Below are 16450 nucleotides of genomic sequence, written 5' to 3'. Positions count from 1 at the left end.
GCTCTCGGCTGGGGAAGCCTTAAGCCAGCGCGCACGTCACGCGGTGCGCCCTCCCCTGCCCTCATTTGCGCGGCTGGAACAATGCCCGCCGGATGCGGGCATTGCCAGAACTACATCTTTGCCAGGCGCGACAGAGCTTCCTCTATCTTCTCCTTGGTCACGGTCATGGCGATGCGGAAATAGCCTTCGCCAGCCTCAGGGAAACCGAAGCCGTTGCCCGGGGTGAGCACCACGCCGGTCTCCTGGAGCACCTTGGTCACGAAGCCCTTGGAGTCCTGGCCCCCCGGGACCTTGCACCAGAAGTAGAAGGTGGCCTCGGGCAGGCGGAACTCGATGCCCATCTTCTTAAGCCCCGCGGCCAGAACGTCGCGGCGCTCCTTGTAGATGGCGCGGAACTTTTCGGCATACGGGTCGCCCTTTTCCAAAGCGGCGATGCCCGCTTCCTGCACGGCCTGGAAGATGCCCGAATCCACGTTTTCCTTGATCTTTCCGAGCCCCTTCACCAGGGATTCGTTGCCAACGGCCATGCCGATGCGCCAGCCGGTCATGTTGTAGGTCTTGGAAAGCGAATGGAACTCGATGGCCACGTCCTTGGCCCCGGGGATCTCGAACACGGAGATGGGCTTGGCGGCCTCGTTGTAGTACATCTCGGTGTAGGCGGCGTCGGCCACGAGAATGGTGTTGCTGTCCCGGCACTTCTTCACCAGCTTCTCGTAGAAGCTCTTGGGCGCGCAGGCCGAGGTGGGGTTGTTGGGGAAGTTGGTGAAGATCATCTTGGCCTTGGCCCACTCCGCCTCGGTCACGCTGTCCAAGTCAGGCAGGAAGTTGTTGGCATCGGTCATGGGCAAAAACTTGGTGGTGCCGCCAGCGAAGCCTGTGGCCACGTTGTACACCGGGTAGTTGGGCGTGCACACCAGCACCAGGTCGCCGGGGTTCACATAGGCCAGCGGGAAGTGCGCGATGCCTTCCTTGGAACCGATGAGGCTCACCACCTCGTTGTCCGGGTCAAGCTCCACGCCGAAGCGCCCCTTGTACCAGGTGGCCACGGCCGAGCGGAAGGTGCGCAGGCCCACATAGGAAGGGTACTGGTGGTTCTCGGGCTTCTTGGCGGAAGCGTACAGGGCGTCGATGATGAAATCCGGGGTGGGGATGTCCGGATCGCCGATGCCCAGGCTTATGATGTCCACGCCGCGGGCCTTGACCTCGTTTTTCACGCGGTCGATCTCGGCGAACAGGTAGGGGGGCAGCGCGGCCAGACGATCGGCCATCTTGAACTGAGGCATGGGAAGCTCCTTGGGGCGATTGCGCGCGGGCGCAAGAAATGGAATAAGCAAGCCCCGAGGTCATAAAAAGAGGCGGATGGACGTGTCAATAAAAACCAAGCAATTGCGCGAAGCCCCCCACCCCTGGGTGGACGCCTGGCTGGAGCACCTTTTGGTTGTCAAAGGGCTCTCGGAGAACAGCCTGGCCGCCTACGCGCAGGATTTGCTGCACTTCCAGCTGTTTCTGGAGGAAAGATCCTCCACTGTGGAAGATGTGACCGACCAGATCATTTTTCTCTACCTCATGTTTTTGCGCCAGAAGGGGCTGACCAGCCGGTCCCTGGCCAGGCACCTCTCCAGCATGCGCGGTTTTTTCACCCATGCGGTGGAGGAAGGCTGGCTTGATGCAAGCCCGGCGGAACTCATCGAGGCCCCGAAGCTGCCGCGCAGGCTCCCGGACGTGCTTTCGCGCCAGGAGATGGAAGGGCTTCTTTCACGCCCGGACATGGAAACCAGCCTGGGCTTTCGCGACAGGGCCATGCTCGAGCTTCTCTATGCGGCGGGCCTTCGCGTAACCGAGCTCATCACCCTCACCCCCCTGGACTTCGACGCCCAGGCGGGGATTCTGCGGGTGTTCGGCAAGGGCGACAAGGAGCGCCTGGTGCCCATCCACTCCATGGCCCAGGACCTTCTCTCCCGCTATGTCCAGAGCATCCGCCCGGCGTTCAGGCCTGCCAAGGATTTTCTCTTTCTCAACAGGTCAGGCAAGGGGCTCACCCGCCAGGGCGTGTGGAAGCTCATCAAGCGCTACGCGCTGGAGGCCGGAATCGCCAAGGACATCTCACCCCACAGCCTGCGCCATTCCTTCGCCACCCACCTGCTCGAAGGCGGGGCCGACCTGCGCACGGTACAGCTGCTTCTGGGCCATGCGGACATAGCGGCCACGGAAATATACACCCACGTTCAGGCCGACCGTTTAACCAGCGTGCACCGCGCCCACCACCCGCGTTCGCGTTCCACAAGGAAGGATTCATGATCTCCAAGCCTCACAAGGGCTTGCCCGCTCCCACTGTCATCACCGCGCACATCAACGCGGATTTCGACGCCCTGGCCGCCATGATAGCCGCCAGCAAGCTCTACCCTGGGGCCACGCTCATCTTTCCCGGCAGCCAGGAGAAGAACATCCGCAATTTCTTCATCCAAAGCGCCACCTATCTGTTCAACTTCAAGACCTACAAGGACATCGACCCGGAAACGGTCAAGACCCTGGTCCTGGTGGACACCCGGCAACGCTCCCGAGTGCCCCACGTGGACCCGATCCTGGACAAGCCGGAACTGGCCGTCCATGTCTACGACCACCACCCGGACACCGAGGAGGACCTGCCAAGCGAGGTGACCGTGGTGAAGCCCTGGGGCTCCACCACCACCATCCTCACCCACATGATCATGGAGCGTAAACTCACGCTCACCCCGGACGAGGCCACCTTCCTGGCGCTGGGCATCTACGAGGACACCGGTTCCTTCACCTTCACCTCCACCACGGAGGAGGATTTCACCGCCGCGGCCTGGCTCAAAGGCCAGGGCATGGACATGCCCACCCTGTCCGAACTGCTCACCAGAGAACTATCGGCCGAGCAGATAACCATCATGAGCTCGCTCATAGAATCATCCACCACCTACGACATCAACGGGGTGGAGATCGTGGTGGCCGAAGTGACCCTGGACAACTACGTGGGCGATTTCGCCCTGCTGGCCCACAAGCTCATGGACATGGAGAACATCCGGGTGCTCTTCGCCCTGGCCCTCATGAAGGACCGGGTGCATCTGGTGGCCCGCTCCCGCACCACGGACGTGGACGTCGGCCGCATCTGCTCCGCCCTGGGCGGAGGCGGACACACCTACGCCGCCTCGGCATCTATTAAGGAAAAGACCCTCACCCAGGCCAAGGAGGAGCTCTTTGGCCTGCTCTACTCCCAGGTGAACCCGCAGATTCTGGCCGAGAGCCTCATGAGCAAGCCCGCCGTGCTCATCGAAGACGACAAGCCCCTCTCGCAGGCCCAGGAGATCATGGCCCGCTTCGGGCTCAAGGCCATCCCGGTGGTGAGTTCCGAGAACAGGCGCTGCCTGGGCATCCTGGAGCACGACATCGTGGACAAGGCCATCAAGCACGGCCTGGCCACCTCCGACGCCAGCGACTACATGATGCAGGGCGCCCAGACCGTGTCGCCCAAGGCCGACCTTTTTCACATCATGGAGATCATCCTGGGGCAGCGCCAGCGCCAGGTACCCGTGGTGGAAAACGACGAGGTGGTGGGCGTGGTCACGCGTACGGACCTCATCAACACCCTGGTGCGCGAGCCGGCCCGCATTCCCGAGAGCGTCGGCGCGGAGCGCAAATCCGAGCGCAGCGTGGCCGGACACCTGCGGGACAGACTGCCCGCCCCGCTCTACGAACTGCTCAAGCGGGCCGGGACCATGGCCTGGTCCATGGGCTACGAAGCCTACGTGGTGGGCGGTTTCGTGCGCGACCTTATCCTGGGACGCCCCAACCTGGACCTGGACCTGGTGGTGGAGGGAGACGGCATCCTCTTTGCCGAGGCCTTGGCCCGGGAGCTTGGCGGCAGGGTGAAGTCCCACCGCAAGTTCAAGACGGCCGTGGTCATCATGGAGAACGGCACCCGCGTGGACGTGGCCACCGCGCGCCTGGAGTACTACGAGTACCCGGCCGCCCTGCCCACGGTGGAACTCTCCTCGATAAAAATGGACCTCTACCGGCGCGATTTCACCATCAACGCCCTGGCCGTGCATCTGTCCCCCGGCAGCTTCGGCAAGCTCGTGGATTTCTTCGGCGCCCAGAGGGACTTGAAGGAGCGCGTGATCCGGGTGCTGCACTCCCTCTCCTTCGTGGAAGACCCAACCCGCATCCTGCGCGCCATCCGCTTCGAACAGCGTTTCAATTTCAAAATCGGCGCCCAGACCGAGCGCCTCATACGAAACGCCATCACCAACCAGTTCGTGCACAAGCTGTCCGGGTCGCGGGTTTTCCACGAAATTCGCCACATTTTCGAGGACGACACCCCCCTGGCCTGCATCCGGCGCATGGACGATTTCGGTCTTCTGGCGGCGATACACCCCCTTCTGGCCCTGGACGACCGCAAGAAGGAGGTTCTCGCCGAAGCGGACCGGGTTATCAGCTGGTACCGCCTGCTCTACGTCAAACCCCAGCCTGAAATCTGGCGGATTTACTTTTTGGGGCTGTGCGCCGGAATGGCCGACGACGAGGTGCAAAGCGTCACCAAACGCATGGGATTCTCCAAGCATCACGAGGAGATGTTCCTGCACCTGCGCCATTGCATCCGGGACACCGCGCAGTCGATCTACGAGTGGGAATACCGCAAGGGCCTCTACAGCGAGCTGTACTCCATGCTCAAGGACCTTCCGCTGGAGGGCATTCTGTATCTCATGGCCAGGCACCCCAAGGAGACCGTGCAGCGCTCGATCTCGCTCTATCTGACAACGCTTCGGAACCAGCAGATCGAGGTGAGCGGCGACGACCTTCTGGCCATGGGCATCCCTCCGGGCCCCCGCTACAGCGAGATCCTGCGTTCGGTGACAGCCGCCATGCTCGACGGCAAGGCAACCTGCCGGGCCGACCAGCTGGATCTGGCCAAGCGCCTCTCCGATGGATTCATGGGCCTGGAGTGGATGCCGGCACCGGCGAAATGACGCCGTCTGCTAGCGCTTTTTCAGAAAAAGAATCGGGCTCAGGCCAGCCAGCATGACCACGCCGATGTAGAGGAAGGCCTCCGAATAGTGCCCGGTGTGGGCTTTCATCCATCCCATCAGGTAGGGCCCGGCAAACCCGCCCACGTTGCCGAGCGAATTGATGAGCGCGATTCCGGCCGCGGCCGCGGTGCCCGTAAGGTAGCAGGTGGCCAGCCCCCAGAACGGCCCAAGCACTCCCCAGATGCCCATGGCGGCCAGGCTCGCTCCCGTGAGGATTCCCAAAAGTCCGGACGAAACCGAGAGCACCAGCATACCGGCCATGCACAACGCCATGGACCCTATGATATGCCAGCGCCGCTCCGCGAACTTGTCGGAGCTTATACCTATCACCACCATGCCGGCTGCCGCGAAGAAGTAGGCGATCATCACGTAGAACCCCACGGACAGGGCGCTTCCTCCCGTGACGCCGGACACGATCTGCGGCAGCCACATGACCAGGCCGTACATGGCCAGCACCGAGCAGAAATACACGAATCCAAAAGCCCAGACCTTGGGGCTCACAAGTCCCTGGCGCAGCCCTGAAAGATGGCTCCCGGCCACAAGGCTATTCTCACGGTCGAGCTGATCGCTCAAGGCGCTTTTTTCCTCGGGAGTAAGCCAGTGGGTATCATTCGGCCCGTTCGGGAGCCGAAAGAAGACGAACACGCCAAGCACCACGGCGGGCAGGCCTTCCAGAAGGAACAGCCACTGCCAGCCCGCATGGTTAAACGCGCCGTGCATCTGCATGATCCAGCCGGACACGGGGCTGCCGATAAGCCCCGCGATGGGCGTGGCTGTCATGAAAAGAGCCACTGCGCGCGCCCGAAAGGTCTGGGGAAACCAGTATGTAAGGTAGAGGATGATGCCGGGAAAGAACCCCGCCTCGGCCACGCCCAGCAGGAATCGAAGCCCCGCAAAGCTCCACTGCCCCTGGGCGTAGGCCAGGGCCATGGTCAATAGCCCCCAGCTGACCATGATGCGGGCTATCCAGCGCCTGGGGCCGACCTTATAAAGAATGAGGTTGCTGGGCACCTCGAAAAGCACGTAGCCCAGGAAGAATATCCCGGCCCCCAGTCCGTAGGCGGTCTGGTCCAGGCCCAGGTCCTTGTTCATGCCCAAGGCCGCGAAACTCACGTTGATGCGGTCCAGGTAGGCCACTATATAAAGGACGAAGAGAAAAGGCAGGAGACGCCAGGAGGCCTTGCGCACGGCGCTGTCGAGATGGGATTGGTTCATTCTTCCACACTCCTGGGCGGCGAAGGCGATACTGTGGGTGGTGAGCCTCCTGCGGCCAAAGGGCTACCCTCTTTGGAACCCTGTTTCAAGGGTGGAAAGCTCATTCTTCAAGCCGCTTGCACCACACTCCGATACTCGACAAACTACCCTTCATAATCTATAGGCGCGCCATCGACGCATTCCGGAGCCCTCATGCCCTGCCCACAGCTCACATACCAGCGTCCCGAGGATTTCGCCCCCCTGCACGTCAAGCTCAAAGGCCGCGAGAATCCCGACCTGGCTGTTGAAGCGCGCGTTCGCGACATTCTGGCCAACGTCTCGGCCAAAGGCGACGAAGCCCTGGTCGAATACACCAGACGGTTCGACTGCCCGGACTTCACCCTGTCCATGCTGCGGGTGTCGGCTGATGAAATCGCTCAGGCGCGAAACCAAGTCCCGGCCGGGGACATGGACATCATCGAGGAAGCGGCCGCGAACATCCGCCGGTTCCACGAATCCCAGAAGGAAAAATCCTGGTGGACCACCCGAGAGGACGGCACCATCCTCGGCCAGCTGGTCCGCCCGGTCGATTCCGCCGGTCTTTACGTGCCCGGCGGCCAGGGCGGCGAAACCCCGCTTATCTCCTCGCTTCTCATGAACGCCATTCCGGCCCAGGTGGCCGGGGTGGAGCGGATCGTGGCCGTGTCGCCCCCGCGCAAGGACGGCTCGCTCAATCCGTACATACTCGCCGCTGCCTCGCTTTTAGGCATCGACGAGATCTACCGGGCCGGAAGCGCCTGGGCCATCGCGGCCATGGCCTACGGCACGGCCACCCTGGCCCCGGTGGACGTCCTGGCCGGGCCAGGCAACATCTACGTCACCACCGCCAAAAGGCTTTTGGTCGGCCAGGTGGGCATAGACATGATCGCCGGGCCCTCCGAAATCGTCATCCTGGCCGACCAGACCGCGCCTGCCGCCTGGCTGGCCGCTGACATGCTCTCCCAGGCCGAGCACGACCCGTTCGCCGCCGCCATTCTGGTTACGGACAGCCCGGAGCTTGGTCAGGCAGTTCTTGGAGAGCTTAAGACACAGCTCGACCGCCTGCCCCGCAGCGAAATCGCCCGCAAGGCCCTGGCCGATTGGGGCGCGGTGATCACCGTTCCCGGCATCAAGGAAGGCATAGAGGTGGTGAACAGGCTGGCACCGGAGCACCTGGAGCTGGCCGTTGCCGACGCCTGGAGCATTCTGGGAGACATCCGCCACGCCGGAGCCATCTTTCTGGGCGCCGGTTGCCCGGAACCGGTGGGCGACTACTTCGCGGGCCCCAACCACGTGCTTCCCACCATGGGCAACGCCAGGTTCTCTTCGGCCCTCTCGGTGGAGACCTTCACCAAGAAATCGAGCCTCATCGCAGCGCCTCCCGCCTACGCACGCAGGCACGGGGCCAAGATAGCGCGGCTGGCGCGGCTGGAGGGCCTGGAGGCCCACGCCCGCTCAGTCGAATGCCGCAACGAATAATTTTGGAGGATTACGTCCATGCAAGTGATCACCAATACGGACATCACCCAGTATCCGCTCCTTTCGCGCGGCAAGGTGCGCGACATCTATCAGGTGGCCGACGACGTCCTGCTCATCGTCACCACGGACCGCATCTCCGCCTTCGACGTGATCTTGCCGGACCCCGTGCCCTACAAGGGAGTTATCTTAAATAAAATCACCATCTTCTGGATGGAGAAATTCAAGAATCTGGTGAAGAACCACCTCCTGGCCACCGAGCCAGCCGATTTCCCTGCGCCCTTGAAGGCGCACGCGGACATGCTCGATGGCCGGGCCGTGCTGGTACGCAAGGCCAAGCCCCTGCCCATTGAATGCATTGTGCGCGGCTACATCACGGGCTCCGGCTGGAAGGACTACAAGGCCACCGGGAAAGTCTGCGGCCATGCCCTGCCCGCGAACCTGCGCGAGTCCGACAAGCTGGAGAAACCCCTCTTCACCCCGTCCACCAAGGCCGAGCTTGGAAGCCACGACGAGAACATCACCCTGGACGCGGCAAAGGCCCTGGTCGGCCAGACCGTTTTCGACAAGGTGCAGGACACGGCGATTTCCATCTACTCCCAGGCTCGCGACTATGCTGGCGGCAAAGGGATTCTTATCGCCGACACCAAGTTCGAATTCGGCATGATCGGCGATGAGCTGATTCTTATCGACGAAGTGCTCACCCCGGATTCCTCCCGCTTCTGGCCCGCCTCGGGCTACCAGCCGGGAAAGGGCCAGCCCAGCTACGACAAGCAGTACGTGCGCGACTGGCTCGAATCCATCGGATTCAACAAAAAACCGCCCGCGCCCAATATCCCCGCTGATGTCGCCTCCCAGACCCAGAAGAAATACATGGAGGCATACCAGTCACTTACCGGTGAGGTCCTGAGCTTTTAATGAGCCGATAATCACGAGCTGGAACCGAGCCGTTGGCTTCGCCACGTTGACGCGGCTCGGGGGATGGCTTATTTTGGCTAAATTTCCAGTCGCGTTTGACAGTTTTTTCATAACCTTGGGGGATAGGAATACTCATGGAGACCCTTCGCACTTTGCCTGGCGATGATGTCCGCCAGATCATGTGGCGTTTCGCCGACCGTTACGACATCCAGATGGCCTTGCAATCCGCCCGCTCCCTGGCCCGCACCCTGGTGGCCCGTTTGGTGGCCGAAGGCGCCCGCCACACCCACGAGTGGACCGACCACAAGGCCCAGCTCCTTGAGGCTTTCGATTCCTCCGGCCTGACAGCCCTTTTCATGGACCCCCACCAGGGCGGCTTCATCGAGGGCCCCAAGAACCTGGCCCTAGCCCTGGTCGCTTTCGAGCTCTCCTGGGTGGACGCGGGCGCGGCCACCTGTTCCCTGGCCACCAACCTGGCCCTGGCCCCCATACACGAGCGCGGCACGCCTGAGCAGCGCGACTACTACATGAGCCTCTGCGTTCCGCCTCAGCCCGGCGATGACCGCAAGATCTACCGGGGGGCCTTCGCCCTTACCGAGCCCCTGCCCTACGTCGGCGTTGAGACCAACACCCTGGTGGGCAAGATCCGCATCGCCGAGTGGGAAGAAGGCAAGGAACCCATCATCCAGGTGGACAAGCGCGGCCGCTTCATCACCGGCATGGACTTCGCCAATTTCGCCACCTGCGCCGTGGACACCGACGACCCGCGCATCAAATCTTCGTGCATCATCATCGTGGAAGACACGGACGAAGGCCTCTTCGACCGCGGCGCGCCCACCCTCAAGATGGTGCACCAACTCTCCTCCACCCGCGACCCGGTTTTCAACCTGAAGGTCCCGGCCAGCCGCATCGTGGGCGGCTACACGGTGAAAGACGGGGTCATCGTCCCCAACTACACCCACTCCGAGATCATCGGCGCGGTGTTCCACCGCACCCGCGTTCCCGTGGCGCTCATGAGCACCGCCAAGCTCCTCTCGGCCGTGGAACCCGTTATCCGCTACCAGAGGCAGCGTTTCCGTGGCGGCGACGCCGTGCCCGGCACCCCCAAGTACGACCTGGGCATCCAGCAGAAACCCGACGCCGTGCTGCGCCTGGCCGAAATCTGGGCCATGGGCGAGGCCGGCGCCTCGCTCGGGTTCGAGACCGCCAGGCTCTTCGACCAGCTCGATCCCTCGGAAAAGGAGAAGGACCGCATCTTCGCCGAACAGGGCATCGTGGGACCCAAATCCCAGATTTCGGCCCAGAGAAAGTTCGAGAAGATGGCCATCGAATTGCTGAACCTGGAGGCCATGCCCGAATCCGAGCGCGACGCAGCCCGTTTCGAGGAACTCAGCAACAACCCGCTGGTTCGCTACGTGGTGCTCGAATCCCTGGCCAACATCCTCTGCCCGGGCTGCAAGCTCTGGAACACCGGCCAGGCCGCCAACCAGATGCGCGAAGCCATCGCCCTCATGGGCGGCTACGGCATCACCGAAGACTGCCCGGGATTCCTCTTCTACAAGTGGACCGACACCCAGCTCGAAGCCACCTACGAGGGACCCGAGGCCGTGCAGCGCCGTCATCTCTCCCTCACCATGACCAACGAGGTCTTCCTGGCCAAGCTGCGCATCTGGATCAACCAGTTCACCAAGCTGGGCCAGGCCAAACCCGAAACCGGGGCGGCCATCGTGGCCAAGGCCATGGAAATGTGGCTTTGGACCCTGGAGTTCCTGCACCGCTGCAAGGATCCCTCTGGCGCGCGCCTCTACCATAACCGCCGCCAGAACGTGTGCTTCCCCATGGCCGACGCCCTGTGCTGGGTGATGGCCTCGCGCTGCCAGGTGTCCGACGTCATGGAGCTGGCTGAAAAAGGACCCGAAAACCCCATCGTGGCTGAGGGCCTCGAAGGCACCCTGGGCTTCTTCTCGGATCTGGCCGTTGTCCAGGCAGCCAAGGCCGCCGGGGAATGCGCCAAGGTCTGCGCCAACATGGTGTACGGCTTCGGCCCCCAGGACGAGGCGGAATTTGACGCCTTCGACGCCCTGCGCTCCCAGCTCGACAGGACGCTCAGCGGCGCGGCCCTGGCCAAGGACAGGGCGGGCCACGCCTTGACCCAGGTCATGATTCCCGAAGCCCTGGACTATCCGCTGTAATTAAGAACTGAAGGATTTGTTTCCATAGGCTGCCGGAGGGGAAGCCTCCGGCGGCCAAAGGGCTATGCCCTTTGGAATCCCTTTCCGGCGAACGTGTGAGGTAGGCATATGTCCGATATTGAACGCCAGAGCATGGACGTGGACATCGTCTGCGTCGGGTTCGGCCCCGCCATGGGCGGATTTCTGACCACACTGACCCGGGGACTCACCGCCGAAGACGGAACGCCGGTGTCCGAAAGCACGGTCATGCCCGGCATGCCCCCCCAGATAATCTGCTACGAACGCGCCGACGACATCGGCGCCGGGGTTTCCGGCGTGGTCTCCAAGGCGCGCGGCATCAGGGAATCTTTCCCCGATTTCGAGCCCTCGCAGATGCCCATGTGCGCTGAAGTGACCCACGAAAAGGTCGCCTATCTCCTCGATCCCCACGGGGCGAGCCGCCGCCAGGACCTCTTGGATTTCAAGGACAACATGATCCGCACCTTCGGCAAGTACCTGCCCTTCTGCAAGGACGAGGCGGTGGAGCTGCCGTACATCCCGCCGTTTTTGCAAAAGGAGCCGGGGCTGGTGTTCTCCATCGGCCAGTTCAACCAGTGGGTGGGCTCCCAGGTGATGGGGTCCGGCATGGCCCAGATATGGCCAGGAATGCCCGTTTCCAAGGTGCTCATCGAGGACGGCAAGGTTGTGGGCGTGCGCCTGGTCGACCAGGGCGTTGATAAAAAAGGCGAACCGGACGCCGGATTCATGCCCGGCATGGACATCCGCTCTTCCCTCACGGTCATAGGCGACGGTCCGGTTGGCCCTGTGGGCCGTGACCTGGACGACGCCATGGGCATGCCCCACGGGCACCATCGCCGCGACTGGGCCCTGGGCATGAAGATGGTGGTGGACCTGCCGGAGCGCTGCGAGCTGCCCGAAGGGTTCGTTCTGCACACCTTCGGCTACCCCGAACCGGACATCTTCGGATTTCTCTACGTGCTGCCGGACAGGGTGGCCTCGCTCGGAATCTTCGTGCCCTCCTGGCTCGATATACCGGTGCGCACCGCCTACCGCTACATGCAGCACTGGATCACCCATCCCTATTTGTGGAAACACTTGAAGGGCGCCAAGATGCGCTCCTGGGGCGCCAAATCCCTCCTGGAATCGGGACGGCGCGGCGAGCCCTGGCTGGTTGGCGACGGCTACGCCCGCATAGGCGAAGGCTCCGGCACCACCAACGTGCTCACCGGCTCGGGCGTGGACGAGGCCTGGACCTCGGGAACGCTCCTGGCCGAGGGCGTGCTGGAGCTTTTAAAAGACGGCAAGCCCTTCACCCGCCAGAACCTGCGCAAAGTCTACGTGGAGCGCCGCAGGGCGTCCCGGCTCGAAGTTGAGGCCAAGATCGCGGAAAAATCCCGGGACGGCTTCGGCAAAGGGTTCATCCAGGGGCTTTTGGGCATGGCCCTCACCGGTTTCACCGACGGCAAGTTCAACATGCCCGGCGACCATCGCCGCCCGCACGAGCGGGTGCCGTCGGTCGAAGAAACGTATTCCCCGCAGATTCCCGCACACGAGCTCAAGGCCATGCGCGAAGAGTGCACGGCCAAGGGCGAGGCCCTGCACGACGCCATCATGGACCGGGTGGGCTGGCCGAAAATCGAATACGACGGGGAACTGCTGGTCTCGCATCAGGACGCCCTGCTCATCGGCGGCAAGGTCCAGGCGCCCTTCGGCTATGCCGATCATGTCGTTTTTGCCGACCACGACACCTGCCGCGGCTGCGCCGAGAAGATCTGCATCGACATGTGTTCGGGCCAGGCCATCACCACCAATCCCGAAGACGGCGTGCCGCTCTTTGACCGGGAGAAGTGCGTGCACTGCGGGGCCTGCCTGTGGAACTGCTCCAAGCCGCACCCCAAGGACCCGGAAAAGACCAACGTGGAGTTCCGGGCCGGAGCGGGCGGATTGCATTCGGCTGAAAATTAGGCTTAGTTTAGGCCTCCGGCGGCCAGAGAGGGCGCTGCCCTCTCTGGGCTCACCCGCCAAGGGGCTTCGCCCTCTGGACACCATATAGCTTCGCGTTCATGAACGCGAAGCCCATTAAAAGTTTTTGAAGGAGAGCCCAGAGAGGATAACTTTTTTCAAAAAGTTTCCTCTCTGGCCGCCGGAGGCTCTTCGACCTTAAAGGAGACCATATGAGCGCAGTGTACCACATAGTTGTTTGCGGCGGCATAGTGCCGGATCCGCTCCAGACCCTGGAGCCGGTGAAGGGCCCCGCCGGTTGGGGTTTGAAAAACGAGCTGATGCTCCCGGCCATCCTGGACCCCTGGGCCGGCCACGCCCTGTTCGAGGCCGCCAACCTGGCCAAGAACGCCCCGGGCAGCAAGGTCTGGCTGGTGAGCATGGGCCCCAAGGCCAAGCTGCAGCAGGTGATGATGACCATCGCCCAGAAGGTCCCCTTCGAGCTGGTGGTCCTGGACGGCCCTGCCGGAGGCTTCGTGGAGGTTGCCACAGTGGGTGCCGCCCTGGCCGAAGCCATCGACGCCATCCCCGGCCTTGATAAATCGAAACTCCTGGTTTTCGGCGGCTGGCAGTCGGCTTCACGCGGCGCCGGAGCCACAATGCAGATCGTTGGCGAGAAGCTGGGCATTTTCGACCAGTTCCAGGGCGTGGACAAGTTCGAGCCCCAGGCGGACGGCTCCATCCGCGTGCTTGAGCGCATCGAAGGCGGCAGCTACCAGGAATCCGTGGTTGCCGGACCTCCGGCCGTGGTCGGCTGGGCCACCGGCGAACTGCCCGAGCCGCCCAACAACCCCCAGGTCGGCATGCAGAACATGCGTCTGGTCATGCCCGCCCTGCAGAAGGCCAAGCCCGTGAAAATCGAAGGCGGTCCCGAGTACGTCGGCGTCCAGATCCCCAGCCAGAAGCGCGAAACCCGGATCGTCAAGGACACCCCGGTCGAGACCATCGCCAAAGAGATCATCGACTGGCTGAACGCCTAGCGTCTCGCCAATACTTGGGATTCCAAAGGGTCTAAGACCCTTTGGCCGCCGGAGGCCATAACCCAACGGCAATACCCTCAGCGACAACACTGGCAACCTCGGGAAACATCTCCCGGCAGCCGGAGGAACATATGGACAAGATTCTTTTCGTAGCCCAGACCGAAAGCGACGGGACCCTGAGCAAGGCTTCCCTGGAAGCCCTCACCGCCGCCAAGACCCTGGCCGAGCAGCTGAAGGCCGGATTCTGTGTGGGTATAGTTGGCGCGGACATTCAGGCCGCTGCCGACGCTGTGGCCGCATGCGGCGCAGAGGCCTTTTACGGCGTGTCCGGCGCGGAGTTCGCCCAGGCGCGCTACGCCACCGACGCTGCCGCCATCGAAGCCCTGTTCAAGGCCTCCGGGGCCACCATGGCCATCGGCGCGGCCACCTCGCGCATGAGCCGGGTGCTGCCCGGCGCGGCCGCACGCTTGGGCGGCGCCTCCGACACCAACGTCACCGCCATCGCGGTGGAGGGCGGCAAGCCCACCCTCACCCGCTGGTACTATCGCCAGCGCATGTACGCCGAACTGACCCGTCAGGAGCGCCCCTGGCTCGTGAGCGTTTCCACCGGGTGCTTTGCGCCCTACTCCGGAGCCGCTGGCAAGGCTTCCGTCACTGCCGTAACCGCTGCGCTTCCCGCTGGCGGCGTGCGCACCCAGGTGACCTCCGTTATCTCCCCCTCCGCCGAGGAGCAGACCATCCGCCCCGACGCCGCTCTGCTCTTCGTGGCCGGCGCTGGCTGGACCAAGAAGCAGGCGGACGGCCAGACCCACCTGACCGACGCGGAAGAGCTGATCCTGGGATTCCTGAACAGGGCCCAGGCCTCGCTCGGCACCTCCAAGTCCCTGGTTGACCTCTCCGGGGAAGGCCAGCAGGTGATGTCGTTCTTGACCCACATGCATCAGGTCGGCCAGACCGGGGCCACTCCCCGCCACGCCAAGGGCCTGGCCACGTGCTGCCACGGCGAGGAACCCCACACCGTGGGCTGGCGCTTCATCGGCGAACGCCGCGCCGTGAACCTGGACGCCAGCTGCGGCTGGGCCCAGGGCAAGGCGGACGTGCTCTACGTGGCCGACGCCTTCGAGGTGATGCGCAAGGTCATTGCGCTTCTGCCGTAGCGCGCATTCGCCGTTTTGAATCGCACGCCAGCTTTCGCGTGCGACAGACGATACTTAGCCCCCGGACGTTCTCGGCCGGGGGCTTTTTTGTTCCCAGATCATTCGCGTTCTTCACCCTGCAAAGTGACACGAGAAGACATAAAGCCGCTTCTCGCCAGCAAAGACGGCTGGACTCTGCTGACTGACGGCTTCGACACGTGTTCGATACGATCTGACTCTTCCCGTGCCGGCCTGACATTTTGTCCATTTCACAATTTACCGAACACATACACCGTACAAGTAAAAAATAATAACTAATTTTATCTGTTACTTACTATTCCATACCCAAAGAATTCCTCGTGAAAAGTAACACACGGGTTGACCATGTTCACAAATTCAATTTTAGGGTGCGAGACACTCACGCAAATACTATCCAATCATCGCAATAGGAGTACCCATGCTGCTTACCGGCAAGAAAGCGCTCATATTCGGCGTGGCCAACGACCGTTCCATCGCCTACGGCGTGGCCAAGGCCTTCAAGGAACACGGAGCCTCCGTGGCCTTCAACTATCCTGGCGAGGCGATCCTCAAGCGCGTGGAGCCCTTGAGCGAGGAACTCGGCGGGGATTTCATCTTTCCCTGCGACGTGACCAAGGACGAGGAGATCGCCGCCGCCGCGGACACTGTCCGCGAAAAATGGGGCCGGTTCGACATTCTGGTCCATTCGGTGGCCTACGCCCATCAGGACGATCTCAAGGGACGCTACGTGGACACATCAAGGAGCGGCTTCGCCCTGGCCTTGGACGTGTCCGCATTTTCCCTGGTTGCCCTGTGCAAAGGGTTTGAAAGCCTTCTGACGCCGGATGCATCGGTGATGACCATGAGCTATCTGGGCGCGGAGCGGGTCATCACCTCCTACAACGTCATGGGCGTGGCCAAGGCGGCCCTGGAGTGCTCCGTCCGCTACCTGGCGGCCGACCTCGGCTCCCAGGGAGTGCGGGTAACGCCATCAGCGCCGGGCCTTTAAGGACGCTCGCGGCTTCGGGCATCACGGGGTTCAAGGGTTTTCTGCCCATCGTGGAGGAGCGCACGCCGCTCAAACGAAACATCACCCAGGAGGACGTGGCCGGAACGGCCGTCTACCTGGGTTCGTCCCTGTCCAGCGGCGTGACCGGGGAGGTCATCTACGTGGACAGCGGCTTTAATATCATGGGCATTTGATTTTGAACTTGCCAATCAGGCCGGAACCCGCTAATAACCGCCGTCTCGCGGAGAGGTGACCGAGCTGGCCGAAGGTGCACGATTGGAAATCGTGTGTAGCGGCAAAACCGTTACCGAGGGTTCGAATCCCTCCCTCTCCGCCACTTTTCAAGGAAGCCAGGCGGCGAAGGCGCCGCCAACCCCGCCAGGCCCGAAAGGGAGCAACGGCAACGGTTGCTTTTGGGTGCCTGGTTTCCTTCAAAGGC

General features: G+C 62.7%; 10 protein-coding genes, 1 tRNA gene, 1 other RNA gene and 1 pseudogene. 11 read left to right on the top strand and 2 right to left on the bottom strand.

What is annotated here, in order from left to right; all coding sequences use genetic code 11:
• Positions 1–110: 110 nt before the first annotated feature.
• A complete protein-coding gene (locus tag HY795_05605) occupies positions 111–1283 on the bottom strand; it encodes an LL-diaminopimelate aminotransferase (GenBank protein MBI4804690.1) in 1173 nt (390 codons plus the stop codon).
• On the opposite strand from HY795_05605, the gene xerD reads away from it, so the two are divergent.
• Together xerD and HY795_05595 are read left to right on the top strand one after the other, a co-directional pair.
• Positions 1282–2298 (top strand): site-specific tyrosine recombinase XerD, encoded by a 1017-nt coding sequence (gene xerD / locus HY795_05600; protein ID MBI4804689.1) that lies wholly within the window; start codon positions 1282–1284, stop codon positions 2296–2298. The two genes, HY795_05605 and xerD, sit on opposite strands and share 2 nt — an antisense overlap.
• Positions 2295–4988, top strand: coding sequence for a CBS domain-containing protein (locus HY795_05595; protein MBI4804688.1), 2694 nt, complete (start codon positions 2295–2297; stop codon positions 4986–4988). The genes xerD and HY795_05595 overlap by 4 nt, the downstream gene beginning before the upstream one ends.
• A gap of 9 nt (positions 4989–4997) precedes the next feature.
• On the opposite strand, the gene HY795_05590 is transcribed toward HY795_05595, so the two are convergent.
• On the bottom strand, positions 4998–6263 hold the full coding sequence (locus HY795_05590; protein ID MBI4804687.1) for an MFS transporter: 1266 nt from the start codon (positions 6261–6263) through the stop codon (positions 4998–5000).
• A 192-nt stretch (positions 6264–6455) separates the two neighbouring features.
• Here HY795_05590 and hisD point away from each other — a divergent pair, with 192 nt between their 5' ends.
• The 9 genes and pseudogenes from hisD to ffs all read left to right on the top strand — a co-directional run bounded on the left by hisD (position 6456) and on the right by ffs (position 16448).
• A complete protein-coding gene (hisD, locus tag HY795_05585; GenBank protein ID MBI4804686.1) occupies positions 6456–7760 on the top strand; it encodes a histidinol dehydrogenase in 1305 nt (434 codons plus the stop codon).
• 18 nt (positions 7761–7778) lie between these two features.
• Entirely contained in the window at positions 7779–8675 is an 897-nt protein-coding gene (locus tag HY795_05580) for a phosphoribosylaminoimidazolesuccinocarboxamide synthase (protein MBI4804685.1), read from the top strand.
• 134 nt (positions 8676–8809) lie between these two features.
• Complete coding sequence (locus tag HY795_05575) at positions 8810–10867, top strand: acyl-CoA/acyl-ACP dehydrogenase (GenBank protein ID MBI4804684.1); 2058 nt, start codon at positions 8810–8812, stop codon at positions 10865–10867.
• A gap of 108 nt (positions 10868–10975) precedes the next feature.
• A complete protein-coding gene (locus HY795_05570) occupies positions 10976–12832 on the top strand; it encodes a 4Fe-4S ferredoxin (GenBank protein MBI4804683.1) in 1857 nt (618 codons plus the stop codon).
• A gap of 209 nt (positions 12833–13041) precedes the next feature.
• Positions 13042–13848, top strand: a complete 807-nt coding sequence (locus HY795_05565) for an electron transfer flavoprotein subunit beta (GenBank protein MBI4804682.1) — start codon at positions 13042–13044, stop codon at positions 13846–13848.
• A 131-nt stretch (positions 13849–13979) separates the two neighbouring features.
• Complete coding sequence (locus HY795_05560) at positions 13980–15005, top strand: electron transfer flavoprotein subunit alpha (protein ID MBI4804681.1); 1026 nt, start codon at positions 13980–13982, stop codon at positions 15003–15005.
• Between the two features lie 436 nt (positions 15006–15441).
• A pseudogene (locus HY795_05555) lies at positions 15442–16205 on the top strand (enoyl-ACP reductase).
• 49 nt (positions 16206–16254) lie between these two features.
• Positions 16255–16348, top strand: a tRNA-Ser gene (locus HY795_05550).
• Between the two features lie 4 nt (positions 16349–16352).
• Positions 16353–16448, top strand: an RNA gene (ffs, locus tag HY795_05545) — signal recognition particle sRNA small type.
• Positions 16449–16450 lie beyond the last annotated feature (2 nt).

This window comes from Desulfovibrio sp. (assembly GCA_016208105.1).
GTDB lineage: Bacteria > Desulfobacterota > Desulfovibrionia > Desulfovibrionales > Desulfovibrionaceae > Fundidesulfovibrio.
Note: the sequence above shows the minus strand (reverse complement) of the source record. Positions and strands in the feature narration are given on the sequence as shown.